Raw genomic sequence first — 25,662 nt, forward strand, 5'->3', positions numbered from 1 at the left:
GCCGGGCGGCACACGGACTGTGAGACGTGGAAGCCACGGCTGACGTGACCGTCGTCGTGGGTGACGGGGTCGTGTTGCCGGTCGTGGCCGGGCCGGTACAGGTGCTGCACGGCGTCGGGTACCTGGTCCGGCGCGCCTCGCCCGGCGGGCGGACGGTGGTCAGCGGCACCGGTCGCACGCTGGCCGCAGGCCGCCTCGCCGGTGTCGGCTTGCCCCTCGGCCCGGTGCCCGCCCGGCACGGGCGTGGGGCACCGGGAGCCGGACCGGCCTCGGTGCCGTAGGGCGCCGGGGCCGGTCCGTGGGCCAGGTCAGATCCCGCAGCTGGGGGCCGACCAGTAGCGGGAGGAGCGGGTCGAGAGGTGTACGTGGTCGTTGTGGCCCGAGTAACCGGGGCCCAGGATCGAGGCGAAGCCGTGGTTGCGGGCCTGCCGGGCGAGCGTGCAGAACGAGTGGCTGCCGACCAGGTCGACGCCGTCACCGTACATGTGGCGGCTGTTGGAGGCACCGCCCGCGGCATCGTTGCACGCGCGGGAGCGGAAGCCGCTGCTGACTTGGAGCGGACGGTCGTTGAGGGCGTGCCGCATGGCCTCCAGCTTCCACATGCTGACCAGGGCGTTGGCCCGGGCCGTGGAAGCGCTCACGGCACCGCCGGACCAGCTGGAGTTGCACTTGTTCATTTCGCTGTAGGTGAAGTGGATCGGGGTGCAGTCGTTGTCCTGGAGGGCGTAGATCCGGTTGAACGTGTTGGGCCCGGCGACGCCGTCGGCCGCCAGCCCGTACGCCCGCTGGAAGCGGGTGACGGCCGCCTCCGTGGCCGGCCCGAACTTGCCGTCCAGGGCCAGAACGTTGCCGTAGCCGGGGTAACCGGACACCCGGATCTGGAGCTGGCGGACGTCCGAGCCCTCCATCCCCTCCTTGAGGGTGCGGTTCCAGGTGTAGCAGCCGTCGGCGTGGGCGGTACCGGCGGTGGCGACCGTACCGACCACCGCTGCTGACGAGATCATGACAATAGCCAGTAGGACACGCACAACGCGCGCGAACATACTTCCTCCGTTGATAACGAGGGACGGACCTCATGAGAGTGACCGACGCAGTCAACGCGCGTCAACCCGGCGTATCGCGCAGCATCACGGCCGCCTGCCGCCGCTCGGCCCGTCCGGCCGCCGTCCGGCTTCGGCGTGACGGTCGTCCGGCTTCGGCGTGACGGAGGGTGGTGCTGTCCGGCTCGGCCGCGCCGCCGCCGCCCGCAACGCCGTCGGTGCACCGCTCCCCCCCGGCCGAACGCACCGACGTCGACCGCATCGCGGCGGCGGCCCGCCGCGCCCTGGGCGCCGCCGCGTTCGCCCGCCGCCTCGCCGTCGGGTCAGCCGGCCCCTGAGGGGGCCGGTGCCCAGTCGCCGTCCGGCAGCCGGTAGACGGAGACGTGGGACCTCGACTCGGCGGTGAACTCCGCGCCCTGCCAGTCCGCGTGCCGGAACTCCAGCTCGAACCCGGCCAGTTGGGCCATGAGGTCCAGCTCGGCCGGCCAGACGTAGCGGTGCGGGCTGCGGAACACCCGCGCCCGCTCGCCTTCCTCGAACCAGATGTTGTGGGACACGACCTGCTGGCGCAGGACGTCGAAGGTGTCCAGGCAGACGTACCCCTCCTCGGACTGCGAGACCACCGCCTGCCGGCCGGGCGGCAGCTCCCTCAGCTGGGGCACCCACAGCTCGATGACCAGCCGTCCGCCCGGCGCGAGATGACGGGCGGCGTTCCGGAAGCACGCGACCTGTTCCGGCTGGGTGAGCAGGTTGGAGACCGCGTTGTAGACGAGGTAGACGAGTTGGAACACCCCCGGTACGCGGGCGGTCGCCATATCGCCGACGACGACCGGGATCGTCGCCTCGTCCGCCTTCGTGCGCAGTTGGCCGAGCATCGGCCGCGACAACTCGACACCGGCGACCGGCACTCCGCGTCGCGCCAGCGGGACGGCCACCCGGCCCGTTCCGATGGCGAACTCCAGCGCCCGTCCTCCGGCGGCGAGTTCGGCGAGGCGGTCCACCGCCGGCTCCAGGACCTCGGGGGCGAACATGCCCGCGCCCGGCGTGTCGTAACTCTGGGCAACCTGGACGTTCCAGACGTCTTCGTGTCGCATGCCGCCGAACGATTCCGGAAGCGGTCCCCGGTGTCGACCGGTTTTCGTCCACCCCGCTCGATGAACGCAACTGATTGTTTGTGATTGCTTGAGTTGGGGCCGATTGACGCGGTATCGCGGCGGGACGACGGTGACATCGCATCCGAACGAACGAACGACCGGCCGACCGGCCGGCTGCGCGGTTTCACGGGCGGCGCGAGTATTCCGCGCCGCCCGGTACCTGACGAGAAGGGTGAAACGGCATGGCGCACAACAGACGACGTTTCCTGGTGGCCGGCGGCGCCGGACTGGCCGGCACGGCGCTCGGCCTGGCACGGCCCGCCACGGCGGCCACGGCGGCCGCCTGGGAAACGGTCATCAACGACTCGTTCACGAGCTACGCGTCGCTTGAGGCGACGTGGAACTACCGCTACCCGTGGGGCTCCGACCACAACGGCACCGCCCGGATGTACGCGTCCAGCACCGACCACAACCACGTCTATCTGGACGGCAATGCCCTGACGCTCAAGGCGACCCGCATCAACTGGGACGAGGGAAACAGCTCGGCCGACCCGTATTTGCCGATCCGCTACCACTCCGGCGCGGTGCACGCCAAACAGCACGTCGTGGTCAGCGACGAATTTCCCCAGTGGGAGGTGAAGGGGGAGTTCCAGGCCCCGTCCGGGCGCGGCACCTGGCCGGCGTTCTGGCTGACCGGCGTCAACAGCTGGCCGCCGGAAAGCGACATCCTGGAGTACAAGGGAGACGCACGGAACTGGTTCAACACCTATAAGAACGCCTCCGGTGGCTGGTCCAACACCATCGTCAACGTCTCCGACCCGGGCTCCTGGCACGGCTACCGCGCCTGGATCTCCAAGGCCGGCGCCACCGACGTCGACATCCACTACTACCTCGACGACCAGTGGGTCGGACAGCACCGGGGCGCCGACTTCGTCGGCAGGCCGATGTGGATCATCATCAACCTTCAGATGGAAGGCTCGTCGGGCTCCTCGGGACCCACCACCGACACCCACTACCGCGCACGCAACATCTACGTCGGCCGCTCCCGGGCCTGACACCCGCGGCGGGCGGGGCCGGGTGCCGAGGCGGCCGGCCCCGCCCGTGCCAGCCGTGGGGCCGGCCGGCGGAGGCGGTACGTTCCGGAGCGGCGCAGGCCCGGGCCCACGAGCACCCGCAGGAGGGCGAACTTCTCACGGCCGCCCTCCGCGGCGCTGGTCTCCGTGATCGAGGCCGTCCCCGCCCGGGACCGGACGCCGCTGGAGCGAGGGGCCGTTCAGGAGGACGGGGGTGTGTCCGCGGGGTCCAGCCTGTCCACCACGCCCTGAACCGCGCCTTGGGCCGAGCCGACCTTCAGCGCGAAGCGCGCGTGGGAGAGCGGGCGCGTCAGGGGGTTGCGGCGGTGGGCGCGTGCCGCCTTCTGCGCGGCCTTGATGGCTTTGACGGCCAGGGCGAGCCGCTGTAGGTTCTCGGGCTCCGTGACATCGACCAGCTCAGCGGCGGAGGAGACCACCTTGTCGACGGCGCCCTCCAGTGCGGGGGCACGGCGGATGTCGGCAGGTTCGTGGAAGGATTCGAGCAGCACGAGGACTTCACGCAGCCGGGCTATGGGTTCTGCTATGGGTTCTGCTATGGATTCTGCTGTCGACATCCGCACAGTATGCCGTGCCGCCGCACGCCCAGCCGCGGCGCTGTCGTCCGGTGAGGGGGAGAATGAGCTGCATGGCCATGGTGAAAGACGTCGATGTCCGCGGTATGCAGCACTGCGAGACGACGGCGCTCGGCGTGCTCCTGCGGCATGAGGGACTCGACTTGTCCGAGCCCATGCTGTTCGGTCTCGGCTCCGGGCTGTCCTTCATCTACTGGGACAGCAAAGCCATGGGCTTCCCCTTCCTGGGCGGCCGGGTCAAGCCGTTCGTGCTCACCAGGAACGTGGCCGCCGCACTCGGACTCGAGCTCCGGGTCGGGGAGACCACCTCACCGCGCAAGGCATGGCAGCACGTGGCGGCGCCCATCGACGCCGGCCGGCCGGTCGGCCTTCAGCTCGACAGCTACCACCTGGACTACTTCGGCACCAGGGTGCACTTCGGCGGGCACGTCGTGGCCATGTACGGCTACGACGAAGAGAACGCCTACCTGGTGGACACCGCCCCGCAGGGCGGCGCCGTCTCGACCAGCCTCACCGGCCTGGCCAAAGCCAGGGCCGAACGCGGCCCGATGACCGCCAGGCACCGCTCCTTCACCCTCACGGCACCCGGCGGCCCGGCAGCACCGCAGGACCGCATCATCCCCGCGATCAAGACCTGCGCCGACGCCTTCCTGAACCCGCCCATCGCGAACCTGGGCCACCGCGGCATCGAGAAGGCCGCCAGGCAGGTGCCGAAGTGGCTGACGCGCAGCGACAATCCGCGGGAGGACCTGCCACGGGCCGCACTTCTCATGGAGCAGGCCGGCACCGGCGGCGCCCTGTTCCGCAATCTTTACCGGGACTTCCTCGCCGAGTGTGTCCGGCTGATCGACAGCAGCCACCTGCGCACGGGCCATCGCCTGTACACCGAGGCCGCCACCCGCTGGACACAGGTGGCCGCACTCGTCGCGGCAGCAGGCGAATCCGGCGACGCGGAGAACCTCGTGCAGGCCGGTGCCATCCTCCACGAGCTCTCGCGCATCGAACGCGACGCGATGCAGGCACTCAGCATGCTCTAGCCCGGCGCCCGCCGCCCGGGCCCGGGCGTGACCGCCGGCGTGCGGAGTGGTGTGATTCCTTGCGTGCACGGACACCGACTTCTGCGGGCCACGCTCCTCGCCCTGCTGCTCGTGGGGGGCGCCTGTGCCGCGTTCGTGGTCGGTGACGGGGTGCCGGGGCGGGGAACGGCGTGGCCGTTGTTCGTGGCCGGGTATGCGCTGGGGACGCTGGTGTTCGTGCCCAAGCCGGCGCTCAGCGCCGCCGCGGGCGCGGCATTCGGGATCGGGCCAGGACTCGCCGTGGCCGCCGCGGGCACCACGCTCGGTGCCCTGGCGGCGTTCGCCACCGGGCGGTTCGCGCTGCGCCCGCTGCTGCCGCGACACGGTGTCGTCGCGGCGCTCGAACGGCGGCTGTCGGAGCGGGCGTTCACCGGCGTGCTGGTGCTGCGGCTGCTTCCGGTGGTGCCGTTCGCGGCCGTGAACCTGGGTGCCGCGGCCTGCCGGGTGGGGTGGCTGCCGTTCGCCGCCGCGACGCTGCTCGGCACCGTGCCGGGCAACGCGGCCGCCGTGCTGGCCGGGGCGGCGGCGGCCTCGCCGTCCTCGCCCGCGCTGTGGCTCGCCGCCGCCGCGGGCCTCGCCGTGACCGGCGCGGCGGCGGTGTGGCGGCGTGCCCGTCCGCGGGCTCGGGCGGCCGGCAGGTCGGCCGCGGCCACCAGGGCGGATTAGGTCCCGAGCGCTTCCCGGGCCGCGGGCCGCACTTCGTCGACGACGGCGGCGCAGCCGACGAACGGCGCGCCGGTGGCGGCGACCAGCTCGCGGACGGCGAGGGCCTGGCCGCCGGTCCCGATCCAGTCGTCCACGAACAGCACCACGTCCCCCGGGCCGAGCGCGGACCGCCGCATCCGCAGCTCGTGCCGCAGCCCGCGGTAATCCGGCCGCGTGCGCACCGTCAGCTTCGCGCCGGGGAACAGCCCGTCTCCCTTGCGCACGGCGGCGAACCCGGCGCCGAGCGCCAGTGCCGCCGCCCCGCCCAGCAGGAACCCGCGGGATTCGATGCCGCAGACCGCGGTGACGCCCACACCGCGGAACGGCGCCACCAGCTCGCGGATCAGGCGGCGAACGTGTCGGCGTCCCGGAACGCCGGCCAGATATCCGCATGGCCGTCAACCCAGCCGAACCGGCTCAGCAGCAGCTCGCGCGCAGAAGCGGTCATGCCCCGGCATCCTGCCGCGCCACCCCCCACGGGCCGAACGTTTTCCCCTCACCGCCACCTCAGCCCACCGGCTCCGCGGAGCGTGGCCCGCGCCTTGACCTGGTGCTCAGGAGTGCCACGAGGCAGGCGGCGGCCAGCAGGATGGCGAGGGCCACGGTCAGCGCGGTCGTGTAGCCGTGCACGGTTGCGGCGTCCGGCGTGGTGTCCGGGTGTGCGGTGAAGTGGGCGGCGGTGGCGCTCGCCGCGACGGTGTTGAGGAGTGCGGTGCCGAGTGCCGCGCCGAGTTGCTGGGACGCGTGGTAGGCGGCCGAGGCGGCGCCGATGTCGTGGTGGTCCATGCCCGCGGTGGCCAGGCCCGCGGTCGGCGGCATGACGCAGCCGAGGCCGAGGCCGGTGAGGACGAGCGCGGGCACCAGGTACAGGGCCAGGACGTGGCTGCTGTCCGCACTCAGGCGGGTCAGGATGGCGAGACCGGCGGCGGCGGCGAGCAGTCCGGGAACGATGAGCGCCACCGGCGGGACGCGGCCGTGCAGCCGTCCGGCGATCAGCGTCGAACCGGCCAGCGCGGCCAGCGCGTTGATGATGAGCGTCAGTCCGGCCTGCACCGGCGTGTAGCCGAGCACCGTCTGCGTGTAGTAGCTCATGAAGAGGTAGAAGCCGAACATCGCCACGAACATCAGCGAGATGGCGAGGAACGCGCCGCCCCTGGCGCGGTACAGGACGACGCGCATCGGCAGCAGCGGGCCCCGGCTCCGCAGCTCGACGGCGGCGAACGCGGCCAGCAGCAGGACGCCCGCGGCGAGCAGGGCGTGCACCCGCGGCGCGCCCCAGCCGTGCGGTTCGGCCTCGTTGAACGCGTACACCAGCGAGGCGAAGCCTGCGGTGCTCAGCAGGGCCCCGGGCACGTCGAGCCGCCCGCCGCCGCGGCCCGGCGGGTCCGCGGGCACCAGGGCGGTGCCGAGCACGGCGAGCAGCGCGACGGGCACGTTGATGTAGAGGCACCAGCGCCAGTTGGCGTACTCGGTCAGCAGGCCCCCGGCGACGAGGCCGATGGCCGAGCCGGCGGCGCCGACCGCGGCGAACACGCCCAGGGCCCGGCCGCGTTCGCGGGTGCCGGTGAACGTGGTGGTCAGCAGCGAGAGTCCGGCGGGCGCGAGCAGGGCGGCGAAGACGCCCTGGAGGGCGCGCGCGGCGAACAGCGTTCCGGGGTTGGGGGCCGCGCCGCCGAGGGCGGACGCGGCGGCGAAGCCGGCGAGACCGATGGCGAACGCGCGCCGGTGGCCGAGTGCGCCGCTGACCCGGCCGCCGATCAGCAGCAGCCCGCCGAACGCCAGCGCGTAGGCGGTGATCGCCCACTGCCGGTTGGCGTCGGACATGCCGAGTGCCTGCTGCGCGGAGGGCAGCGCGATGTTGACGATCGTCCCGTCGAGCACGACCAGCAGCTGGGCCGCGCTCACCGCGAGCAGCGTCCACCGCCGTTGCCGCCCGAAAGCCCCCGACTGCGACTCCGACTCCGACTCCGACTGTGACTCCTGTGATTCCTGCGTCGTGTCCGCCACCGGCCACCCCTGTCTAACGTGATTCGATTTCCCTAACATCGTTAGAGATGGCGAACACGCTACTACACTGGCGCCACCGGTGGACGGGCACGGATCAGGAGTCGGGTGAGGCGCGATGGCCAAGGCGGGCGACGTGCGGAGCGTGTGGCTGCGGCCGCGCCGCGCCACCAGGGGCGAGCCGCCGCTGACGGTCACGCGCATCGTCGAGGCGGCCGTCGCGCTCCTCGACGAGGAGGGCATCGACCGGCTCACCATGCGCAGACTCGCCGACCGGCTCGCCGTCGTCGCCCCGTCCCTCTACTGGCACGTCGACACGAAGGACGACGTCATCGACCTGGCCGTCGACGCCGTCTTCGGCGAGGTGCCGGCGGGCACAGGACACGCCGCCCACTGGCGCGAGGACGTCACCACCGTGCTGACGGCTTGGCGCACCGCGCTGCTGCGCCACCCCTGGGCCGCGGCCGTCCCCGCCCGTCGGCGGCCGACCATCGGGCCCAACTTCCTGGCCTGGATGGAGGTCCTCCAGTCCACGCTGGCCCGCGCCGGGTTCGCGGGGCCCGCCCTCTCGGCCGCGACCTGGGCCCTGTACAACCACGTGATGGGCAGCGCCTCCACCGAGACCGCCCTGCACATCACCGACGAGGAACGCCGCATCGGCCAGGAGCAGTTGCTGACGCACCGCGACCGCTACCCCACCCTGGCCGCGAACGGATACCTGTACGACGACGACTGGACGGGCAGCTTCACCGCCGGGCTCGCCTACCTGCTCGACGGCCTCGAAGCGCGACTAGGGTCCGTCTTCAAAGGGGCGTCCGATCAGTGAGCGGCGGATGGCGCCCCTCTGGCAAGGCGCCGGATCGCCCTCGTACTGGGCGTACTTGGGTGATTCGGCAACGCAGCCAGAGGGGATGCCAGTCGTCGCGAGCCGGGCAGCCCCTTTGAAGACGGGCCCTAGCGACCGCGGCCCGCGGTAACGCCCACGCCCGGGTCCCAGGCGTTCCGGCGCAGCAGGCGCAGCCCGTTGAGGCCGACGAGTACGGTGGAGCCCTCGTGCCCGGCGACGCCGAGCGGCAGCGGCAGGTGGCCGGCCAGGTCCCAGGTCACCAGCACGGCGATGAACGTGCCCGCGATGACGAGGTTCTGCACGACGAGGCGGCGTGCGGAGCGCGCGAGGGACAGCACGGCGGGAACGGCGGCGAGCTCGTCGCGGACCACGACCGCGTCCGCGGTCTCCAGGGCCAGGTCCGCCCCGGTCCCGCCCATGGCGATACCGGTGTGCGCGGCGGCCAGGGCGGGGGCGTCGTTGACACCGTCGCCGACGTGCAGCACCTTCCGCCCGGCCGCCCGGGCCTGCGCGACCGCCGCCACTTTGTCCTGCGGGAGCAGCCCGGCGCGGACGTCGGCGATCCCGGCCTCCGCGGCCAGCCGCGCGGCGGCCCGTTCGTTGTCACCGGTCAGCAGCGCGGGCGGCGCGCCGGTGAGCGCGGTCAGCGCGGCCACGGCACCGGCCGCATCGGGGCGCAGCCGGTCCGCGAGGCCGATCACCCCGGCCGGTACGCCGTCGCGCAGCACGACGACGGCGGTGTGGCCCCGTTCCTCCAGGTCCGCCGCCGCGGCGGGCACGGCGGGCAGGAGCGCTGCCGGGGCACCGACGCGCACGGTGACGCCGTCCACGGTGGCGGTGACCCCGACGCCGGGGACGGCGGCGAAGTCCGCCGCCGCGGCGAGGCGCAGGCCGCGGGCACGCGCCTCGCCGACGACGGCGCGGGCGAGCGGGTGTTCGCTGGGACGTTCGGCCGCGGCGGCGAGGGCCAGCAGCGCGTCGGCGCCGATGCCGGCGCCGTCGAGCGGGTGGACGCCGGTGACGCGGGGCGTGCCCTCGGTCAGGGTGCCCGTCTTGTCGAACGTGACGGCGTCGACCTGTGCGAGGCGTTCCATCACGACGGCGGACTTGACCAGCACGCCATGCCGGCCGGCGTTCGCGATGGCCGAGAGCAAGGGCGGCATCGTCGCCAGGACGACGGCGCACGGGGAGGCGACGATCATGAACGTCATGGCCCTGAGGAGGGACGACTCCAGGTCGGCGCCCAGCGCGGGCGGCACGAGCAGGAGGACGAGGGTGGCGGCCACCATGCCGACGGAGTAGCGCCGTTCGATTTTCTCGATGAACAGCTGGGTCGGCGCCTTGGTCGCGGAGGCCGACTCGACCAACCGCACGATGCGCGCGACGACCCAGTCGGCGGGGTCGCGTTCGACGCGGACGCGCAGGGCGCCGGTGCCGTTGACCGTTCCTGCGAAGACCTCGTCGCCCGGCACCTTGGCCGCGGGCAGCGGCTCCCCGGTGACGGTGGCCTGGTCGACGTCGCTGCGCCCGTCCAGGACCCGGCCGTCGGCGCCGACGCGCTCACCCGGCCTGACCAGGATCGCGTCGCCGACGGCCAGCGCCTCCGCGGGAACGGTCTCCTCGCCGCCGTCGGGCAGCAGCCGGGTGGCGGTGGCCGGGGCCAGGTCGAGCAGCCCGCGCACGGAGTCCGCGGTACGGGCGGTGGCCATCGCCTCCAGCGCCCCGGAGGTGGCGAAGATGACGATCAGCAGCGCCCCGTCGCGCACCTGCCCGATCGACGCGGCGCCCAGGGCGGCGACGACCATCAGCAGGTCGACGTCCAGGGTCCGGTTCCCGAGCGCTTTGAGCCCTTCCAGACCCGGCCCCCAGCCGCCGGTGACGTAGGTGGCGGCGTAGAGGGCGCCGCAGAGCGGGGCCGGGGCGCCGAGCAGGTCGAGCGGCAGCGCGAGGAGGAACAGCAGCAGCGCCGCCGAGGCCCAGCGCGCTTCGGGGAGCCCGAGTATGCGGGTGCGGCGGCGCGGGGCGGCGGTCATGGCAACAGTCATGGCGGCGGAGGCCCTTCGGGAGGCGGGCGGAGGACTGGCTCCCGGGGCACCATACAGGAAAGAATGAACAACCATTCATGCGAATGGTGCTCCGTAGGATGGGCCCATGGGCCACGGAGCGAAACCCGCCACGGACCGCACCGCGGCGCCGCACAGCCGCCTGACCGCCGAGAACGCGCCGAAGGTAGCCAGCACCCTCCAGGCCCTGGCGACCCCCTCCCGCCTGCTGATCCTGGCCCGGCTACGCGAAGGCCCGTGCGCCGCGACGGAGTTGGCCGCCGCGGTCGGCATGGAGCAGTCCGCCTGCTCGCACCAACTGCGCCTGCTGCGCAACCTCGGCCTGGTCACCGGCACCCGCCGGGGCCGTTCCGTGGTGTACGCGCTCCACGACGACCACGTCGCCGAGTTGCTCGACCAGGCCCTCTACCACGTCGAACACCTCAGCCTCGGCCTCACCGACCCCCCGCCGCCGCGGGAGGCGTGACAGGAACGGCATCGAGGGAGGGCATTCAGGAACGTGGCCCGGCTGACCGTGGTGCCCCGCGCGCGGGGGGAGCCGGTGTGATCGGTATGGTCGTCCTATGGCCTACAACTTCGTCTTCGTCCGCGTCCGGACCGCCTGAGACGTGACCCTGCCGGTCGAGTGACCCCACGGCGCCGCCGTGTGCGTGACGCTCGGCCCTGCCTGTCGACGCGCACCGACACCGGCTGACGCGGCGGCTGCTTCGCGCTGCCGCCGGCCTTTCCGTGCCCGTCACCGAAGCCCGACGCACCACCCCGTGGCGGGTGGGTCGGCCTTCTTCTCGCACGACCTTCTCGCACAACGGCGGCCGCACCGCGCATGCCGCCTTCGGAATTGGACTTTTTCTCATGGCTTCTGTCTCAAGCGACTCCCGTTCGCGACGGGCCGGCGATGCCGGCACCACCTTCGTCCTCGTGCACGGCTCCGGCTCCAACTCGTTCATGTGGAGCCCGGTCCAGCGCGAACTGGCGCTGCTCGGCCACCGCAGCCTCGCGGTCGACCTGCCGGGGCACGGCTTCGACGCCCAGTACCCGGTCGCCTACCAGGCCCCGCAGGATCTCGACGCCTGGGCCGCCGAGCCGTCGGCCCTGGCCGGAGTCACCCTCCAGGACAACGTCGACATGGTCGTCGACGTCGTCCGCCGGGTGGCCGAGCACGGGCCGGTCGTCCTGGTGGGCGCCAGCCTCGGCGGAACCACCATCACCGGAGTGGGGAACGCCGTTCCCGAGCTGGTGAACCGGCTCGTGTACATCTCCGCCTGGTCGTGCGTGCAACGGCCGAGCCCCGTCGCGTACATGCAGGAACCCGAGTTCGCCGGCAGCCTGCTGGCCCCCTTGCAGGCGCTGAACGTCGGGGACCCCGCCGCGCTCGGCGTCGGCCGGGCCAACTACCGCACCGCCGACCCGGCCCTGCTCGCCGCGCTCAAGGCGGCGATCATGGCGGATGGCACGGATGAGCAGTTCCGCGCCTTCCTCAGCATTCTCCAGCCGGACGAGTCCCTGGCGGTGATGACGGCCGACGCCCGGGGGCACGCGGAGACCTGGGGCACGATCCCGCGCACCTACATCCGGCTCACCGGCGACCGGTCGCTGCCGGTCGCCATGCAGGACCGGCTGATCGCCGAGGCGGACGCCCTGACGCCCGGCAACCCCTACGAGGTGCACACCCTGGACACCAGCCATGCCGGATTCCTGCTCCGGCCGGCGGGGCCGGCCGGCATCCTCGACCGGCTGACCGTCTGACCGTCCGAGCCGCGGGGTGGCGGCGCGCCGTCACCCCTTCTCGGTCCCGGAGGCCACCACCGCCTCGGCGATGGTGGCCTCCGCGGCCGCCTTGTCGACGCCGAGGCCGCCGAGCAGGCCGGTGCCGCCCTCGAACTCCAGCAGGGCCAGCAGGATGTGCTCGGTGCCGACGTGGGGGTGGCCCATCCGCAGGGCCTCGCGGAAGGTGAGCTCCAGCACCTTCTTGGCGCCGGGGTCGAAGGGAACGAGGTCGGGCACCTCATCGGCCGCCGGCGGCAGCGCGGCGGTCCCGGCCCGGCGGACGGCTTCCGGCGCGACACCCTGCGCGGTGATCGCCCGCACCGCGGTGGCGTCCGGCTCGACGAGGAGGCCGAGCGCCAGGTGCTCGGGGCGGATCAGGTCGTTGCCCGCGGCGTGGGCCTCGTTCTGCGCCGCCATGACGACGTTCCTGGCCGCCTCGGTGAACCGGCTGAAGCCCTGGGCGGGGTCGAGGTCCCCGGCTTCGCCCGGGCCCTTGGCGACGAAGCGCTTCTGGGCGGCCTGCCGGGTGACGCCCATGCTGCGGCCGATGTCCGTCCAGGAGGCGCCTGAACGCCGTGCCTGGTCCACGAAATGGCCGATGAGGTGGTCGGCGACGTCGCCGAGGTGCTCGGCGGCGACGACGGCGCCGGACAACTGGTCCAGGGCGTCGGTGTGCACTTTCTTGATGGCTTCGATCAGGTCGTCGAGCCGGACGGGCTGGGTCGTGCGGACTGGATTCGCCATGCGTCAACCGTAGGTTGACGCTCGACCGAGTGTCAACCCTGGGTTGACGGCGGTGCCGGTCCGGTGTCCCCGAGCGCCGCCGCCAGGGCGTCGAGGTGGTCCGCGACCGGGCCCAGGGTGAGCACCCCGCTGCCCGCGCCGGCCAGCTCGCCCGCCGCGGGGGCGAGCGCCTGCTGGGCGCGGATCATCGTCCGCCGGTCGCCGACGGCGATCGCGGCCCGCGCGGCGAGCGCCCACAGGGCCTCGAACAGCAGGTCGTGCGGCGGGTCCGGGAGCGCGCGCAGGGCCGCCGCGGCGCAGGCCGCGCGGTCCTCGGCGAGCAGCAGCAGCGGGCGCGCCCACGGTTCGTAGGGCCCGAAGTCGGTGTCCCGGCCGGTGTCCCGGCCGACGCGGGCCGGCCGGCCGTGCCGCACGCGCAGGCACAGCAGGGCCAGCGGCAGCAGACCGCGTTCCAGGCCAGGCATGCCCGCGCCGTCCAGCAGCGCGGCGGCGTCCCGGTAGGCCGCCTCCGCCGCCTCCGCCGCCTCCGCTACCTCCGCCGACGCAGGCGTCCGGCAGGTCGCGGCGAGCCGCAGCGCGCCGTACCACGCGGTGAACACGCCCACGAGCGGCAGTTCGTGCCGTTCCGCCAGGCGCTCGGCAGCGCCCGCGTGGCGGTCGGCCCCGGGGAAGTCGGCGAGCGCCGCGCGCGCCTGGAGCCGGATCAGGTGCCCCAGCACCTCGTAGGTGACCAGGCCGTTCCGGCCGGCCAGCGCCACCAGCTCGGCGCCGACCGCGTCCCGGCGCGGCGCCAGGCCCGCGCGGTGGCAGCTCTGCATGAACACCCCGTTGAGGGCGAACGCCAGCAGCCCCTGGTCACCGAGGCGGCGCGCGATCTCCTCCGCCTCCCCGGCGGCGCGCGCCCCGCGCGCGCCGCCCGTGCCGCGGGATTCCAGCGCGATCGTCGCCAGCAGACGGGCCCGCGCCGCCGGGTGCGCGTCCGGTGGCAGCGCGGCCAGCGTCCGTTCGGCCGCGGCCACCACGCGCGACGCGAGACGCGGGTCGTCGGAACGGGTCCAGATCGCCGGAACGTCGTAGGCGCCGATCACGCGGGCCGTCAGTACCGCGTCGCCCAGCTCCTCGGCCGCCGCGATGGCCGCCTCGCGGTGCTCGCGCGCCGCGGCGAGCCCGCCGCCGCCGGTCACCGCCAGGTTCCGCAGCAGGCCGACCGTCGATTCGAGCCGGGCGCGCGCCCCGGGCGCAACGGCGCGGTCGTAGGCGGCGGCCGTCCGCGTCCACACCCGTTCCGCCCGGTCCTCCGGCCCGTGCGGGGCGTCGAGGTGACCGGCGTGCGCCAGGATGTCGGTCTCCAGGCGCAGCAGCCGCGGCCCCGGGTCCACGCCCAGCTGCTCGACCAGCAGCGTTCTGGCCCGGCGCAGCACCGCGAGCGCGTCCCCCTGGCGGCCGGTGCGGTACAGCGCGAGCGCCAGCAGGCGCCACGCGTCCTCGCGCCACGGGTGCTCCGCCACGTGCGCGTCCAGGTCCGGCACCGCCTCGGCGTCCCGGCCCAGGCCGAGCAGGGTCTCGGCGCGGCGCTCCACCGCGTGCAGCCGCAGCTCGCCGAGCCGGGACCGTTCGGCCCCGGCCCAGCCCTCGCCGGCGAAGTCGGCGTAGGCGGGGCCGCGCCACAGCGCCAGCGCCTCGTCCAGCACACCGAGCACCTGACCGGGTGCCCGCGCGCCGGGCGCCAGCGCCTGCTCGAAGCGCCAGGCGTCCACCGTTCCCCGGTCCGCGCGCAGCGCGTACCCCGGGCCCTCCGTGACCAGCAGCCGGGCCGGCGCCCGCGGTGGCCGGTCCGGCTCAAGAGCCCGGCGCAGCGCGGCGACGAAGGTGCGCACCGCCGGGACCGCCCCCTCGGGCGGCTGCGCCCACAGGTCGCCGACCAGCACCGGAACGGGAACGACGCGGCGGCGGGCGACGATCAGCCGGGCCAGCACGGCGCGGTGCCGCGGCCCCTTCAGCGGGATGGCGTTCCCGGCGCCGTCCCAGGCCGTCACCGGACCCAGCACCCCGAACGCGACCCGCACCGTCGCCATCCTTCCCTCGGCACCGCCCCGGCCACGGTAACGCGCTCACCGGCTGCTCATCCGGGCCCGACAGGCTGGAAACATCCAGTTCGGCCACCAGGAAGGACCAAGACCGTGACGCCTGTCATCGAGGGTTTCGACCGGCTGCGGGTGCCCGTCGCCGAGGGCGTGTCCCTGCACGCCGCCGTGGGCGGCTCGGGGCCGCCGCTCGTGCTGCTGCACGGCTTCCCGCAGACCCACCTCATGTGGCGGCACGTCGCCCCCGCGCTCGCCGCCGACCACACCGTCATCTGCCCCGACCTGCGCGGCTACGGGGCGAGCGACAAGCCCGCCGCGGCCGACGACACCACCTACGCCAAGCGCACGATGGGACACGACGTCGTCGCGCTGGCCCGCGCCCTCGGCCACGAGCGCTTCGCACTGGCCGGGCACGACCGCGGCGCCCTCGTCGCCTTCCGCGCCGCGCTCGACCATCCGGCCGCGATCACGCACCTGGCCTGCCTCGACGTGCTGCCCACCCCCGACATGTGGGACGTGATGCACGGCGTCACCGCGGCCGTCGGCTTCCACCTCTACCTGCTGGCGCAGCCGCCCGGCCTGCCGGAGGAGCTGATCGCGGGCGCCCCCGACGCGTTCTTCGGCCACTTCCTCGACGTCTGGTCGAACGACTCGGACGCGATCCCCGCCGCCGTTCGCGCGGCCTACCTGGACGCCTGCCGCCGCGCGGTGCCGTCCATCGTCGCCGACTACCGCGCCTCCGCGGGCATCGACCTCGCCCACGACCTGGCCGACCGGGACGGCGGCAACCGGCTGCGGATGCCGGTCACCGTGCTCCAGCAGGACTGGGGCGCCGCACTCGGCTACGACGCGGCGGCGCTGTGGCGCGCCTGGGCACCCGGCCTGCGGCACGTCTCCGTCGACTGGGGCCACTTCATGGCCGAGGCGGCGCCCGCCGGGGTCGCCGCGGAGCTGCGCGCGCTCCTCGCCCGGTCTCCGAGCTGAGCGGGGGCGCGCTGCCTGGACGTGACACACCCGGGCAGGGCGCCCCGGCCGCCCGTAGCCTTGGGGCATGGCCGACAACCACCTGGGGGAGTTCCTGCGCAGCCGCCGGTCGGGCCTCGGACCCGAGGAGGCCGGCATGGCGAGTTACGGCGCGCGCCGGGTCCCGGGGCTGCGCCGCGAGGAAGTGGCGGTGCTCGCCGGCATCAACGCCGACTACTACGCGCGCCTGGAGCAGGGGCGCGAACGGCACCCCTCGCCCCAGGTGCTCGACGCGCTCGGCCGCGCCCTCCGGCTCGGCGCCGACGCCAGGGCGCACCTGCACCGGCTGGCGGGGGCGGTGGCCGCGGGCCCGGCGGAGCCCGTGCCCGACCGGGTCGGCGCGGGGCTGCGGCAGCTGATGGACTGCTGGCCGGGCACCCCGGCCCTGGTGCTGAACCGGACGCTGGACATCCTCGCCACCAACGCCCTGGCCGCCGCGCTCTACGTGCCTTTCCGGCCCGCGGACAATCTGGTGCGCATGACCTTCGCGGACCCGGCGGCCCGCGCTTTCCACCGGGACTGGGCCCTGGCCGCCGAGGCGGTCGTGGCCCACCTGCGCCACGCCGCGGGCCACGACCCGGACAGCCGGCGGCTGCACCGCCTCGTGCATGAAATGTCCGCGCACAGCGAGGACTTCACCCGCCTGTGGCGCAGCCACACGGTGCGCGGCAAGACGCAGGAAGCCAAGCGGCTCCGCCATCCCGACGTGGGGCCGCTCACCCTCGCCTACCAGACGTTCGACGTCCGCGAGGCGCCCGGCCGGCAGCTCGTGGTGTACCACGCGGAGCCGGGCACCCCGAGCGCCGAGGCCCTGCGCCTGCTCGGCACCGCCCGCGCGACACCGGCCCCCGCCTGAACGGGCTCCCGCACGTCAGTCCCGCAACGCCGCGGGAGCCGAGGCGACGAGCCCGCCGTCGATGACGAGATCCTGCCCGGTGATGTACGAGGCATCGTCCGAGGCCAGGAAGGCGACGGCCGCCGCGACGTCGTCCGGGTGGCCGAGCAGGCCGAGCGGCACCTCCGCCGTGATGCGCGGCTCAGCGCCGGGATCGGTGACGACGCCGCGGTACATGTCGGTGTCGATGTAGCCGGGGCTGACGGAGTTGACGCGGATGCCGCGCGGCGCGAGCCCGGTCCCGAGCGTGCGGGCGAGATTGTGCACGGCCGCCTTGCTCGCGGCGTACACCGAGGCCGCGGGCAGGCCGCGGTGGAGCGTCCAGGAGGCGTTGATGACGACCGAGCCGCCCTCCCGCAGCAGCGGCAGCGCCTTGGTCACGGTGAAGAACACGCCCTTGAAGTTGACATCGACGGTGTGGTCGAAGTCGGCTTCCGTGACCGAGTCGCCCGGCACGAACGACGCCACGCCCGCGTTGGCGAACACGGCGTCGAGGCTGCCGCGCCACTCCCCGGCCCGGCGCATGAGCAGGTCGAGGTCGGCCTGCGCCCCGGCGTCCGCGCGGACGGCGAGGACCCGTTCCGTTCCGGAGCCGAGGCGGTCGGCCGCGGCGTCGAGCCGGGGCTGGTCGCGGCCGGTGATGATGACGTGGGCGCCCTCGTCGAGCAGCCTGCGCGCGGCCGAGAAGCCGATGCCGCTGGTGCCGCCGGTGATCAGGACCGTCTTGTTGGTGAATCGCTTCATACCGGAGAGCGTCGGACGTCCGGCGCGGACGCGGCAGTGCCGACCGGGCCTGGGTCCGGCACCACCACCCTCGCGTCCCGCGCCAGCAGCGCCGCGAGCCTGGCCTCCGTGCCCGTGCCCGGCACGGGGGTGTGCAGCAGCAGCCGGTCGCCCGGCAGTTCGGGCAGGGGCAGCGCCGTGTACTCGAAGGTCAGCGTCCCGTGCCCGGGGATGTCCAGCGCCTTGGTGCCGTGGGTGGAGCTGCCCACGGGGAGTTCCGCCCAGATCGCGGCGAAGTCGGGGCTGACGGCGCACATGTCGGCGGCCAGGCGGCCGAACTCCGGGTCGTCCGGGTACCGGGCGGCGTCCGCCCGGAACTGGCCGACGATCTCCCGCGCCGCCTCCCGCCAGTGCGCGAGCGCCGCGCGGTAGCGGGCGCTGGTGAAGAAGGTGACCAGGCAGTTGTAGTCGTTCTCGTCGCACAGGAACGCCTGCGCAGCGGCGCGGTTGAACGCCACCACGTTCCAGTGCCGGTCGATGACGTACGCGGGCCGCGGCAGCCAGCCGTCCAGCAGCCGCCGCAGCGGCTCGGGAACCGGCCGACCGGACGGCGCCGACCGCGGCGGGTTGAGACCGGCGAGGAGATACAGGTGCTCCCGCTCCGCGGCGTCGAGCCGGAGCACCCGTGCGATGGCGTCCAGCACGTCGGCCGACACGTTGATGTCGCGCCCCTGCTCCAGCCACGTGTACCAGGAGACCCCCACCCCGGCGAGCACCGCCACCTCTTCCCGCCGCAGTCCCGGCGTCCGGCGCCCTCCGCCCCCGGGCATGCCCACGTCCTTCGGCGTCAGCCGGGCCCGCCGCGACCGCAGGAACTCCCGCATCTCGGCCCTGCGCCGCTGCCGCGCGTCGGCGGAAAGCTCTGACCTGCTGCCCATCCGCCCATGGTAGGCAGGGGCTCACTACCGCCGCAGGGCCGCATGGGGGAGCATCGGTGCGCAGGCCGGGAGGGGCGGGCGGGACACGAGAGGCGGGACGTGAAAGATCTGCACGCCGAGCCGGGCACTCCGGATCTCCGGGGCCCCGCGCGTTTCCTGTGGTGGCTGGTGGTCCGTCAGCGCCGTCGCGTGCTGGCGGGGTCGGCGTTCGCCACGCTGTGGATGACCGGCCTCGCCCTCCCGCCCCTCCTGCTGTCCCGAGCGATCGACGAGGGCCTGCGGCCCGGCCGTACGGAGACCCTGGCCGGCTGGTCAGGGGCACTCATCGCGGTCGGAGGGGTGAACGCCTGGCTGGCCATCGCGCGGCACCGCACCATGACGCGGGTGCGCCTGAACGCCACCTACCGCACGTCGCGGCTGATCGTGGCGCACACCACGCGACTGGGCTCGTCCCTGTCGCGGCGGCTGACGGCGGGGGAGGTCGTCACCCTGGGGCTCGGCGACGTGGCGGCGATCAGCAACACCCTGACGATCACGGGGCCCGGGGTCGGCGCCGTGATCGCCTACCTGACGGTGGCCGTTCTGCTGCTGTCCGTCTCGGTGCCCCTGGCTCTGATCGTCCTGGTGGGCGTGCCGGTCCTGGCACTGCTGCTCGGGCCGCTCCTCGGCAGGCTGCGGAGCGCGGAGTCCGCCTACCGGGAGCAGCAGGGGATGGTCGCGGCCCGCCTGGTGGACATGGTCGGCGGGCTGCGGGTTCTCAACGGGCTGGGCGGCAAGGCCGTGTTCGCGGCCCACTACCGGCGGGAGTCCCAGGAGCTGCGCGCCCGGGGCTACCGGGTCGGTGCGGTGACCAGCTGGGTCACGGCGCTCGGAGTCGGCATGCCGACGCTGTTCCTCGCCTGCGTGTCGTGGCAGGCGGCACGGCTCGCCGCCGAGGGGGACATCACCGTGGGCGAGCTGGTGGCGGTCTACGGATACGTGGCGGTTCTCGTGGTGCCCGTGTCGTTCTTCATCGAGGGCGCGTACGACCTGAGCCGCGGTCTGGTGGCGGCGCGCCAAGTGGTGCGGTTCCTCGGCATGGCGCCGGACGCGGCGGGGGGACCTTCGCCCGTGGATGCCCCGGCGGGGCCGGCCGCGCTCCACGACCCGGACTCGGGCGTGACCCTCGCCCCCGGCGAGCTGACCGCTCTGGTCAGCGCGCGCCCGGCCGAATCCGCCGCGGTGGCCGACCGGCTCGGCCGCTTCACCGGCTCGGCGGTGCGCTGGGGTGCCGTGCTCCTCGGCGAGGTCGCGCCGGCGCAGGTCCGCGGCCGGATACTCCTGGCGGACCAGGAGGCTCATCTGTTCGCCGGCCCGCTGCGGGACGCGATTCCGGGGCGCCACGACGCGGACGAGGCGGCCGTCGCGGCGGCGATCGAAGCGGCGCTGGCCGAGGACGTCGTGCGGGGCCTGCCCGGCGGGCTCGACGGGGCCCTCACCGACGACGCCCGCAATCTGTCCGGCGGGCAACGCCAGCGGGTCCGCCTGGCCAGAGCGCTGTTCGCGAAGCCGGACGTGCTGCTGCTGACGGAGCCCACCTCCTCGCTGGACGCCCACACGGAGGCCGAAGTGGCGGCCCGGCTGCGCGCGGCCAGGTCCGGGCACACCACTCTGGTCACCACCACCTCGCCCCTGCTCCTGGACCGGGCGGACACCGTGTACTTCCTGGTCGACGGGCGGACGGCCGCCCGGGGCAGCCACCGCGGCCTGCTGGCGAGCCGCCCGGACTACGCACGGCTGGTGTCGCGCGGCGGGCCGGCGGCGGAGGTGCCGCGATGACCTCCCGCCCGGAGCCCGCGGGCCCGGCGGCCCTGCCCGTCGCCGGGCCGGCCAGGCTGCGCCGGGCGGCATGGCACCTGATCCGGCTGGACGGCCGCGCCTTCGCCCTCGTGCTCCTGCTCAACGCGCTCGCCGCCGCGGCGGGGCTCGTGGCGCCCTGGCTGCTTGGCGCCATTGTCGACGAGGTGGAGGCCGGGTCGGGGACGGCGGCGGTCGACCGGCTGGCATGGACGATCCTGGGCTTCGCGCTGGCGCAGTTCCTCCTCGCCCGGTACGCGGCCCACGTGGGGCACCGTTTCGGGGAACGGACCCTGGCCCGCATCCGTGAACAGTACGTGGACCGGGCCCTGGCACTGCCCGCGTCGGCGGTGGAACGTGCGGGCACGGGCGATCTCGCGGCGCGTGGCGCGGGGGACATCGCGGCGGTGGGCACCACGCTGCGCGACGCCGGGCCCGATCTGCTCATCGCCGCGATTCAGGCGGTGTTCATCATCGGGGCGGTCTTCGTGCTCTCCCCGGTGCTCGGACTGTGCGGGGTCGCCGGTCTCACCGGCATCTGGTTCGCGCTGCGCTGGTACCTGCGCCGTGCGCACGGCGCCTACCTGGCCGAGGGGGCGGCGAACTCCGAGCTGGCCGAGGTCATCGCCGCCACCGCGGCGGGCGCCCGCACGGTCGAGGCGTTCGGCCTGGAGCAGCGCCGGAACGACGCCTGCGCCGACGCGATCGAACGGGGCTACCGCAGCCGGATGCGGACCCTGTACCTGCGCAGCGTGCTGTTCCCGGTCATGGACGTGTCGTACGCCCTGCCCGTCGTCGGAGTGCTCCTGGCCGGCGGCGTGCTGTACGACCGCGGAGTGGTCAGCCTCGGCGCCGTGATCGCCGCCGCTCTCTACCTGCGGCAGCTGTCGCAGCCGCTGGACGTGATCCTCATGCGGATCGAGCAACTTCAGAGCAGCATGGCGTCCTTCGCGCGGGTCGAAGGGCTGGCGGAAGCGGACGGGCCGGTCCCGGCGCCGCGTCCTGAGCCGGTCCCCGGGCCGCATGGAGACGCCGACGGCAGGATCGAAGTGGCCGGGGTCCGCTTCGCCTACGCCGGATCGCCCGACGTGCTCAACGGCGTCGACCTGTCCGTGCGGCCGGGCGAACGCCTGGCCGTCGTCGGCCCCTCCGGCGCCGGCAAGACGACGCTCGGCCGTCTGCTGGCGGGCCTCGACACCCCGCGCGCCGGTGCGGTCACCGTGGGAGGCGTTCCGGTGTCGGACCTGTCCCCGGGCCGGCTGCGCCGGCAGATCGTCCTCGTCACCCAGGAGCACCACGTCTTTCTGGGGTCCGTGCGGGACAACGTACGGATCGCCGCGCCGGACGCCCCGGACTCCGAGTTGCGGGTGGCTCTGGCCGCCGTGGGGGCCGAGGAGTGGGCCGACGGGCTTCCTGACGGTCTGGACACGGAGCTGGGCGACGCCGGGCACCGGATCGACGGGACCAGGGCGCAGCAACTGGCGCTCGCCCGCGTCGTGCTGGCCGACCCGCACACCGTGATACTCGACGAGGCGACGGCCCTGCTCGACCCGGCGACCGCACGCCACACGGAGCGGGCGCTGGCCGCTCTCCTGGCAGGCCGCACGGTGATCGCCATCGCCCACCGCCTGCACACGGCCCGCGATGCCGACCGGGTGGCGGTGATGGAGGGCGGCCGTATCACCGAGTGCGGCACCCACGAGGCTCTCGTCGCCTCGGGAGGTGCCTACGCGGCGCTGTGGCGGTCGTGGCAGGGCCTGCCCCCTCCCGGCGGGGCCGGGAGGGCGGGGCTCATCGGTCGGTGAGGACCTTGGCCAGCGCGGTGCGGGTGGCCGCCAGGGCGGTGGGCGGGGTGTCCCAGAAGACCATGTGGCCGGCGCCCGGAACGGCGGTCACGGTGGCCGCCGGGTTGGCCCCGGCCGCTTCCGCGGCGCCGTCCGCGGTGACGACCGGGCTGTCCGCGCCGTACAGGAGCACGCTCGGCGCGGGGACCGAGGGCCAGGTGGCGAAGAAGTCCTCGCGTTCGAACCCGGCGTGCGCCGCCGTCACCGCCGCCTCGGCGCAGCCGGCGAGCCAGCGGGCCCGCAGGGCCTGTTCGCGCGCGGGCCAGCGCGGCCAGGCCCTGGCGACCTCCTCGGCCGTGGTGCCGCGCCGCGCCTGCGCCAGCTGGTCGAGGAACGTCGCGAGCGGCGTCGGGTAGGGGCCACGGCCCGGGCCGCTCATCGGCGGGTCGACGAGGACGGTGCCGCGCACCGCGCCGCCGGGCCGCGCCGCGGCCACGGCGGCGATGCGCGCGCCCATGGAGTGGCCGAGCAGCGCGGGGCGGCCGAGGCCGAGGCCGTCCGCCACGGCCTCGACGTCGTCGGCGTGGGCGTCGAGGTCCCCGGGGCCGTCGTCGGACAGGCCGCGGCCGCGGGTGTCGAGGACGAGCGGCCGGACGAGGCCGGTGAGTTCGCGGGCGACGAAGTCCATGCCGACGGCCGGGGTGGTGATGCCCGGCAGCACCAGCAGCGGCGGTGCGTCGCCGCCGTAGTCGAGCACGTGCAGGCGCAGCGCGCCGGAGCGCACCCAGCGGCTGGTGGCGGGCACGTCGGCCAGGTCGGCCAGGGCCCGTTGGGTGAGGAGGCGGCCGGTCACGTCGCGTTCTCCCTGGTCGTGAGTGCGGTCAGGTGGCCGAGTGCCTCGTCGAGGGGAACGACGTCGGCGTACTTGGCCGCGAGGTCGAAGAGCGCCGCGTCGTGCGGGCCACGCGCGCGGTCGCCGGTGCATTCGCGGACGACGAGGGTGTCGAACCCGGCCTGGACGGCGTCGACCGCGGTGGCGCGGACGCAGCCGCTGGTCGTGGCGCCGCAGACGAGGACCGAGTCGCAGCCCGCCGCGGTGAGCAGCGCGGCCAGCGGGGTGCCGGCGAAGGCGGAGGCGCCCTTCTTGACGAGGAGGTGGTCCTCCGGCAGCACCGGCAGCCGCGGGTCGAGGGCGACGGCTTCGCCGCCCTCGACGAGGCTCCGCAGCCCCGGCGCCTTGCGGAGCCAGGCGACGGTGTCGCCGCGGGCCTCCGCCGGCCGGTAGGCGATGGCGGTGAACACGGTGAACACCCCGGCCGCTCGGGCCGCTTCGATCAGCCGCCCCGTTGCCGCGACCACGTCGGTGAGGTCGCTGCCGGTGGGGAACCGGTCCTCGGTGAACCCGCGGGTGAGGTCGACGACCACGAGCCCCGGGCGCCGGCCGCGCGGCACCGCCGCGCCGAACCCGGCTGTCCGGTAGAGCTGTTCGACGTCCGCCCCGTGCGGGCCCGCCCCGGTCACGCGGCGGCCCCGGCGAGTTCGCCGCCGAGCAGCCGCCCCGCGCCCGGCACGTAGGGCCGCAGCCCCAGCTCGGTGAGGATGCGGTGGCAGGTGGCGGTGGCCGCGGAGAGCACCGGGATGCCGAGGGCGTCCTCCACGGGCTGAACGGCGGGCAGCGAGGGCATCTGCACGCAGGCGGAGAGCACCAGTGCGTCGGCCCGCGACAGGTCCAGCTTTCCGGCGTGCGCGCGGAGTTCCGCTGGGTCGAGGCGGGCGACGGCGAGGTTGTCCGGCACTTCGAGCGAGAGCGCGTCGACGACCTCGGTCCCGGCGTCCTCCAGGTACGCGGCGACGGCGCGGGTGAGCGGCTTCATATAGGGGGTGATGATCGCGACGCGGCGGGCGCCGAGGGCGGCGATGCCGCTGAGCAGCGCCCCGGCGGAGGAGACGACGGGCGCGGTGGCGTTCTCCGCCGCCAGGACCTCGGCGATGGCGTCCTCCGCGGTGCAGTGGTAGCCGGGGCCCTGGGCCATGATGGCGACGAGGCAGGCGGTGGTGACGAGGTCGGGCCGCGCGTCGGCGAGTTCGGCGGCGGCCCGGCGGGTCTGGCCGTTCATGGCGGCCAGTTCTTCGGGCGTGACGTGCCGCATGCGGGCGCGCGCGGCGTGGTGGACGAACCGTTCGCCCGGCACGGCGGCCTCGCGGGCCAGGAACATCCGCGGCAGCTCGGTCTCCATGGTCAGGTTGGAACTCGGCACGATCATGCCGATGCGGTAGTCGGTCATCGCCGCACCGCCGGCTTCATCTCCGGAACGGTGAGTTCGCCCGCGTCGACGATGAGTTCGTCGTCGAGGTAGAGGCTGTTGCCGCGCATCGGGATGTCGAAGTGGCAGGCGGTGTCGTTGGGCCCGCCGAGTTCGTTGTTGGGGCCGATGGAAAACATCACGTTGCCGTAGAAGCTGCGCAGTTCCATGCCCATACCGCCGCCGAACTGGGTGAGCCCGTGCCAGTGCGCGCGCTCGTCAAGACCCCACCCGACGTGGCTCATGCCGTAGCCGCGCGGGTCGTCGAAGCTCTCGATGTAGGAGTTGAGCAGGTCGGCGTCCAGGCTCGGCGCGCCGCCCGCGCCGCGGATGTCGCGGATGAAGCCCTGTTCGATGGTCAGCTCGACGGGCGTGTGCACGTAGGTGTTGAACGGCAGCAGCACGTCGCCTGGCGCGAGGACGATCCGGCCGTCGACGCCGTCGTCCGCGCCGCCGGTGAACACGAACGCCGCGGGCCAGTGGTCCCAGCGGCCCGGGGTGTCGGTGTAGCCGTATTCGCTCAGGGTCGGGTAGACGCCGAGCCGGTAGGTGACGTCGGTGCCGTGCGGGCTGGTGATGCGCATGGTGCGCGCCTTGGCGAGGAGTTCCGCGCCGGTCTCGACGCGTTCGCGCAGCTCGGGCGTCGGCATCAGCCGGGCGAGCAGCGGGGCGGGCTCTACGGCGGTGAGGATGCGGGTGCCCGCGGCCTGGATCTCGAACTGTTCGGCGGAGAACAGCAGGAAGGTGCAGTCGACGACCATGTCGACGCTCTTGAGCGCCGCCACGGCGTGCCGGTTGCCCGCAAGCCCCGAGTCGCCGACGGCCCAGGCGCCGGACGCGCTCACCGGGGACGGCAGCCGCAGATGGAACGCCTGGGCGCCGAGTTGCCCCGCCGCCAGAAGGAACGCGTCGGCGTAGGCGCCGCGTTCGTTGCCGCGGGTCAGGACGGCGACGGTCTCGCCCTCGTGCACGGCCGACAGGGTCAATTGCTTGAGGCAGATGTCGTTGAACAGGTTCTGGTCCATGATGGCTTCCCTCCTCGGGAGGCGTGCGTGCGGGAGTTGAGCGGT

General features: G+C 74.3%; 26 protein-coding genes. 12 read left to right on the top strand and 14 right to left on the bottom strand.

From position 1 onward, the window contains the following. Positions 1-26 precede the first annotated feature (26 nt). Positions 27-281 (top strand): hypothetical protein, encoded by a 255-nt coding sequence (locus tag STBA_RS38315; RefSeq protein ID WP_077059835.1) that lies wholly within the window; start codon positions 27-29, stop codon positions 279-281. A 27-nt stretch (positions 282-308) separates the two neighbouring features. Here the strand turns inward: STBA_RS38315 and STBA_RS15610 are convergent, their stop codons facing one another. After that, a complete protein-coding gene (locus STBA_RS15610) occupies positions 309-1,043 on the bottom strand; it encodes a D-Ala-D-Ala carboxypeptidase family metallohydrolase (RefSeq protein ID WP_077059836.1) in 735 nt (244 codons plus the stop codon). A gap of 170 nt (positions 1,044-1,213) precedes the next feature. Here STBA_RS15610 and STBA_RS37805 point away from each other — a divergent pair, with 170 nt between their 5' ends. Further along, positions 1,214-1,378 carry a hypothetical protein gene (locus tag STBA_RS37805; protein WP_171987604.1) on the top strand — a complete coding sequence of 55 codons (165 nt, stop codon included), beginning with the start codon at positions 1,214-1,216 and terminating at the stop codon, positions 1,376-1,378. Here the strand turns inward: STBA_RS37805 and STBA_RS15615 are convergent. Then, positions 1,364-2,134: a class I SAM-dependent methyltransferase gene (locus STBA_RS15615; protein ID WP_077059837.1), complete on the bottom strand. Its 771-nt coding sequence runs from the start codon at positions 2,132-2,134 to the stop codon at positions 1,364-1,366. The genes STBA_RS37805 and STBA_RS15615 overlap by 15 nt on opposite strands. 242 nt (positions 2,135-2,376) lie before the next feature. Between STBA_RS15615 and STBA_RS15620 the strand changes: the two genes are divergently transcribed. Beyond that, positions 2,377-3,189 (top strand): family 16 glycosylhydrolase, encoded by an 813-nt coding sequence (locus STBA_RS15620; protein ID WP_077059838.1) that lies wholly within the window; start codon positions 2,377-2,379, stop codon positions 3,187-3,189. 218 nt (positions 3,190-3,407) lie between these two features. Here the strand turns inward: STBA_RS15620 and STBA_RS15625 are convergent, their stop codons facing one another. Continuing rightward, positions 3,408-3,782, bottom strand: a complete 375-nt coding sequence (locus STBA_RS15625; RefSeq protein ID WP_143659489.1) for a hypothetical protein — start codon at positions 3,780-3,782, stop codon at positions 3,408-3,410. Positions 3,783-3,853: 71 nt separating this feature from the next. Here STBA_RS15625 and STBA_RS15630 point away from each other — a divergent pair, with 71 nt between their 5' ends. Beyond that, complete coding sequence (locus STBA_RS15630) at positions 3,854-4,837, top strand: BtrH N-terminal domain-containing protein (RefSeq protein ID WP_077059840.1); 984 nt, start codon at positions 3,854-3,856, stop codon at positions 4,835-4,837. Positions 4,838-4,900: 63 nt separating this feature from the next. Then, the gene (locus tag STBA_RS15635) at positions 4,901-5,542 is read left to right on the top strand and encodes a VTT domain-containing protein (RefSeq protein ID WP_253194750.1); all 642 of its coding nucleotides are present in this window, start codon (positions 4,901-4,903) and stop codon (positions 5,540-5,542) included. Here the strand turns inward: STBA_RS15635 and STBA_RS15640 are convergent. Both STBA_RS15640 and STBA_RS15645 read right to left on the bottom strand, forming a co-directional pair. Next, complete coding sequence (locus STBA_RS15640; protein WP_216355932.1) at positions 5,539-5,913, bottom strand: phosphoribosyltransferase family protein; 375 nt, start codon at positions 5,911-5,913, stop codon at positions 5,539-5,541. The genes STBA_RS15635 and STBA_RS15640 overlap by 4 nt on opposite strands. A gap of 175 nt (positions 5,914-6,088) precedes the next feature. Next, complete coding sequence (locus tag STBA_RS15645; RefSeq protein ID WP_253195237.1) at positions 6,089-7,495, bottom strand: MFS transporter; 1,407 nt, start codon at positions 7,493-7,495, stop codon at positions 6,089-6,091. A 208-nt stretch (positions 7,496-7,703) separates the two neighbouring features. On the opposite strand from STBA_RS15645, the gene STBA_RS15650 reads away from it, so the two are divergent. Further along, the gene (locus STBA_RS15650; RefSeq protein ID WP_077059843.1) at positions 7,704-8,411 is read left to right on the top strand and encodes a TetR/AcrR family transcriptional regulator; all 708 of its coding nucleotides are present in this window, start codon (positions 7,704-7,706) and stop codon (positions 8,409-8,411) included. A 128-nt stretch (positions 8,412-8,539) separates the two neighbouring features. On the opposite strand, the gene STBA_RS15655 is transcribed toward STBA_RS15650, so the two are convergent. Further along, entirely contained in the window at positions 8,540-10,465 is a 1,926-nt protein-coding gene (locus tag STBA_RS15655) for a heavy metal translocating P-type ATPase (protein WP_253194752.1), read from the bottom strand. A 118-nt stretch (positions 10,466-10,583) separates the two neighbouring features. On the opposite strand from STBA_RS15655, the gene STBA_RS15660 reads away from it, so the two are divergent. Both STBA_RS15660 and STBA_RS15665 read left to right on the top strand, forming a co-directional pair. Next, positions 10,584-10,961 carry a metalloregulator ArsR/SmtB family transcription factor gene (locus STBA_RS15660; RefSeq protein WP_077059845.1) on the top strand — a complete coding sequence of 126 codons (378 nt, stop codon included), beginning with the start codon at positions 10,584-10,586 and terminating at the stop codon, positions 10,959-10,961. 386 nt (positions 10,962-11,347) lie between these two features. Continuing rightward, a complete protein-coding gene (locus STBA_RS15665) occupies positions 11,348-12,241 on the top strand; it encodes an alpha/beta hydrolase (RefSeq protein ID WP_077059846.1) in 894 nt (297 codons plus the stop codon). A 30-nt stretch (positions 12,242-12,271) separates the two neighbouring features. Here STBA_RS15665 and STBA_RS15670 read toward each other — a convergent pair whose 3' ends face one another. Then, positions 12,272-13,006 carry a Clp protease N-terminal domain-containing protein gene (locus STBA_RS15670; RefSeq protein WP_077059847.1) on the bottom strand — a complete coding sequence of 245 codons (735 nt, stop codon included), beginning with the start codon at positions 13,004-13,006 and terminating at the stop codon, positions 12,272-12,274. Between the two features lie 32 nt (positions 13,007-13,038). After that, entirely contained in the window at positions 13,039-15,072 is a 2,034-nt protein-coding gene (locus STBA_RS15675) for an AfsR/SARP family transcriptional regulator (RefSeq protein WP_077063353.1), read from the bottom strand. Positions 15,073-15,186: 114 nt separating this feature from the next. Here STBA_RS15675 and STBA_RS15680 point away from each other — a divergent pair, with 114 nt between their 5' ends. Together STBA_RS15680 and STBA_RS15685 are read left to right on the top strand one after the other, a co-directional pair. Continuing rightward, positions 15,187-16,074 carry an alpha/beta hydrolase gene (locus STBA_RS15680; protein WP_077059848.1) on the top strand — a complete coding sequence of 296 codons (888 nt, stop codon included), beginning with the start codon at positions 15,187-15,189 and terminating at the stop codon, positions 16,072-16,074. Between the two features lie 67 nt (positions 16,075-16,141). Beyond that, positions 16,142-16,969, top strand: a complete 828-nt coding sequence (locus tag STBA_RS15685) for a helix-turn-helix transcriptional regulator (protein WP_077059849.1) — start codon at positions 16,142-16,144, stop codon at positions 16,967-16,969. Positions 16,970-16,984: 15 nt separating this feature from the next. Here the strand turns inward: STBA_RS15685 and STBA_RS15690 are convergent, their stop codons facing one another. Further along, positions 16,985-17,752, bottom strand: a complete 768-nt coding sequence (locus STBA_RS15690) for a glucose 1-dehydrogenase (RefSeq protein WP_077059850.1) — start codon at positions 17,750-17,752, stop codon at positions 16,985-16,987. After that, positions 17,749-18,669 (bottom strand): helix-turn-helix transcriptional regulator, encoded by a 921-nt coding sequence (locus tag STBA_RS15695; RefSeq protein WP_077059851.1) that lies wholly within the window; start codon positions 18,667-18,669, stop codon positions 17,749-17,751. Before STBA_RS15695 ends, STBA_RS15690 begins: the two co-directional genes overlap by 4 nt. 99 nt (positions 18,670-18,768) lie before the next feature. Between STBA_RS15695 and STBA_RS15700 the strand changes: the two genes are divergently transcribed. Together STBA_RS15700 and STBA_RS15705 are read left to right on the top strand one after the other, a co-directional pair. Continuing rightward, positions 18,769-20,487, top strand: a complete 1,719-nt coding sequence (locus STBA_RS15700) for an ABC transporter ATP-binding protein (protein ID WP_077059852.1) — start codon at positions 18,769-18,771, stop codon at positions 20,485-20,487. Then, positions 20,484-22,310, top strand: a complete 1,827-nt coding sequence (locus STBA_RS15705) for an ABC transporter ATP-binding protein (RefSeq protein WP_077059853.1) — start codon at positions 20,484-20,486, stop codon at positions 22,308-22,310. The genes STBA_RS15700 and STBA_RS15705 overlap by 4 nt, the downstream gene beginning before the upstream one ends. On the opposite strand, the gene STBA_RS15710 is transcribed toward STBA_RS15705, so the two are convergent. The 4 genes from STBA_RS15710 to STBA_RS15725 are packed head-to-tail and all read right to left on the bottom strand — an operon-like array spanning position 22,297 to position 25,617. Further along, a complete protein-coding gene (locus STBA_RS15710) occupies positions 22,297-23,142 on the bottom strand; it encodes an alpha/beta hydrolase (protein ID WP_077059854.1) in 846 nt (281 codons plus the stop codon). The genes STBA_RS15705 and STBA_RS15710 overlap by 14 nt on opposite strands. Beyond that, on the bottom strand, positions 23,139-23,810 hold the full coding sequence (locus tag STBA_RS15715) for an isochorismatase family protein (protein WP_077059855.1): 672 nt from the start codon (positions 23,808-23,810) through the stop codon (positions 23,139-23,141). The genes STBA_RS15710 and STBA_RS15715 overlap by 4 nt, the downstream gene beginning before the upstream one ends. Further along, positions 23,807-24,574, bottom strand: coding sequence for an Asp/Glu racemase (locus STBA_RS15720; protein ID WP_077059856.1), 768 nt, complete (start codon positions 24,572-24,574; stop codon positions 23,807-23,809). Before STBA_RS15720 ends, STBA_RS15715 begins: the two co-directional genes overlap by 4 nt. After that, a complete protein-coding gene (locus STBA_RS15725; RefSeq protein ID WP_077059857.1) occupies positions 24,571-25,617 on the bottom strand; it encodes a leucyl aminopeptidase in 1,047 nt (348 codons plus the stop codon). The genes STBA_RS15720 and STBA_RS15725 overlap by 4 nt, the downstream gene beginning before the upstream one ends. Between the last annotated feature and the right edge of the window lie 45 nt (positions 25,618-25,662).

This window comes from Streptomyces sp. MP131-18 (assembly GCF_001984575.1).
In the GTDB taxonomy this organism is placed as follows: domain Bacteria; phylum Actinomycetota; class Actinomycetes; order Streptomycetales; family Streptomycetaceae; genus Streptomyces; species Streptomyces johnsoniae.

What these genes read in the sequence shown, in the direction of transcription:
- STBA_RS15725 (WP_077059857.1), bottom strand. Translation starts at nt 25,617, where the DNA reads ATGGACCAGAACCTGTTCAACGACATCTGCCTCAAGCAATTGACCCTG.
- STBA_RS15620 (WP_077059838.1), top strand. Translation starts at nt 2,377, where the DNA reads ATGGCGCACAACAGACGACGTTTCCTGGTGGCCGGCGGCGCCGGACTG.
- STBA_RS15665 (WP_077059846.1), top strand. Translation starts at nt 11,348, where the DNA reads ATGGCTTCTGTCTCAAGCGACTCCCGTTCGCGACGGGCCGGCGATGCC.
- STBA_RS15655 (WP_253194752.1), bottom strand. Translation starts at nt 10,465, where the DNA reads ATGACCGCCGCCCCGCGCCGCCGCACCCGCATACTCGGGCTCCCCGAA.
- STBA_RS15630 (WP_077059840.1), top strand. Translation starts at nt 3,854, where the DNA reads ATGGCCATGGTGAAAGACGTCGATGTCCGCGGTATGCAGCACTGCGAG.
- STBA_RS15615 (WP_077059837.1), bottom strand. Translation starts at nt 2,134, where the DNA reads ATGCGACACGAAGACGTCTGGAACGTCCAGGTTGCCCAGAGTTACGAC.
- STBA_RS15685 (WP_077059849.1), top strand. Translation starts at nt 16,142, where the DNA reads ATGGCCGACAACCACCTGGGGGAGTTCCTGCGCAGCCGCCGGTCGGGC.
- STBA_RS15690 (WP_077059850.1), bottom strand. Translation starts at nt 17,752, where the DNA reads ATGAAGCGATTCACCAACAAGACGGTCCTGATCACCGGCGGCACCAGC.
- STBA_RS15720 (WP_077059856.1), bottom strand. Translation starts at nt 24,574, where the DNA reads ATGACCGACTACCGCATCGGCATGATCGTGCCGAGTTCCAACCTGACC.
- STBA_RS15660 (WP_077059845.1), top strand. Translation starts at nt 10,584, where the DNA reads ATGGGCCACGGAGCGAAACCCGCCACGGACCGCACCGCGGCGCCGCAC.
- STBA_RS15705 (WP_077059853.1), top strand. Translation starts at nt 20,484, where the DNA reads ATGACCTCCCGCCCGGAGCCCGCGGGCCCGGCGGCCCTGCCCGTCGCC.
- STBA_RS15695 (WP_077059851.1), bottom strand. Translation starts at nt 18,669, where the DNA reads ATGGGCAGCAGGTCAGAGCTTTCCGCCGACGCGCGGCAGCGGCGCAGG.
- STBA_RS15625 (WP_143659489.1), bottom strand. Translation starts at nt 3,782, where the DNA reads ATGTCGACAGCAGAATCCATAGCAGAACCCATAGCAGAACCCATAGCC.
- STBA_RS15670 (WP_077059847.1), bottom strand. Translation starts at nt 13,006, where the DNA reads ATGGCGAATCCAGTCCGCACGACCCAGCCCGTCCGGCTCGACGACCTG.
- STBA_RS15650 (WP_077059843.1), top strand. Translation starts at nt 7,704, where the DNA reads ATGGCCAAGGCGGGCGACGTGCGGAGCGTGTGGCTGCGGCCGCGCCGC.
- STBA_RS15610 (WP_077059836.1), bottom strand. Translation starts at nt 1,043, where the DNA reads ATGTTCGCGCGCGTTGTGCGTGTCCTACTGGCTATTGTCATGATCTCG.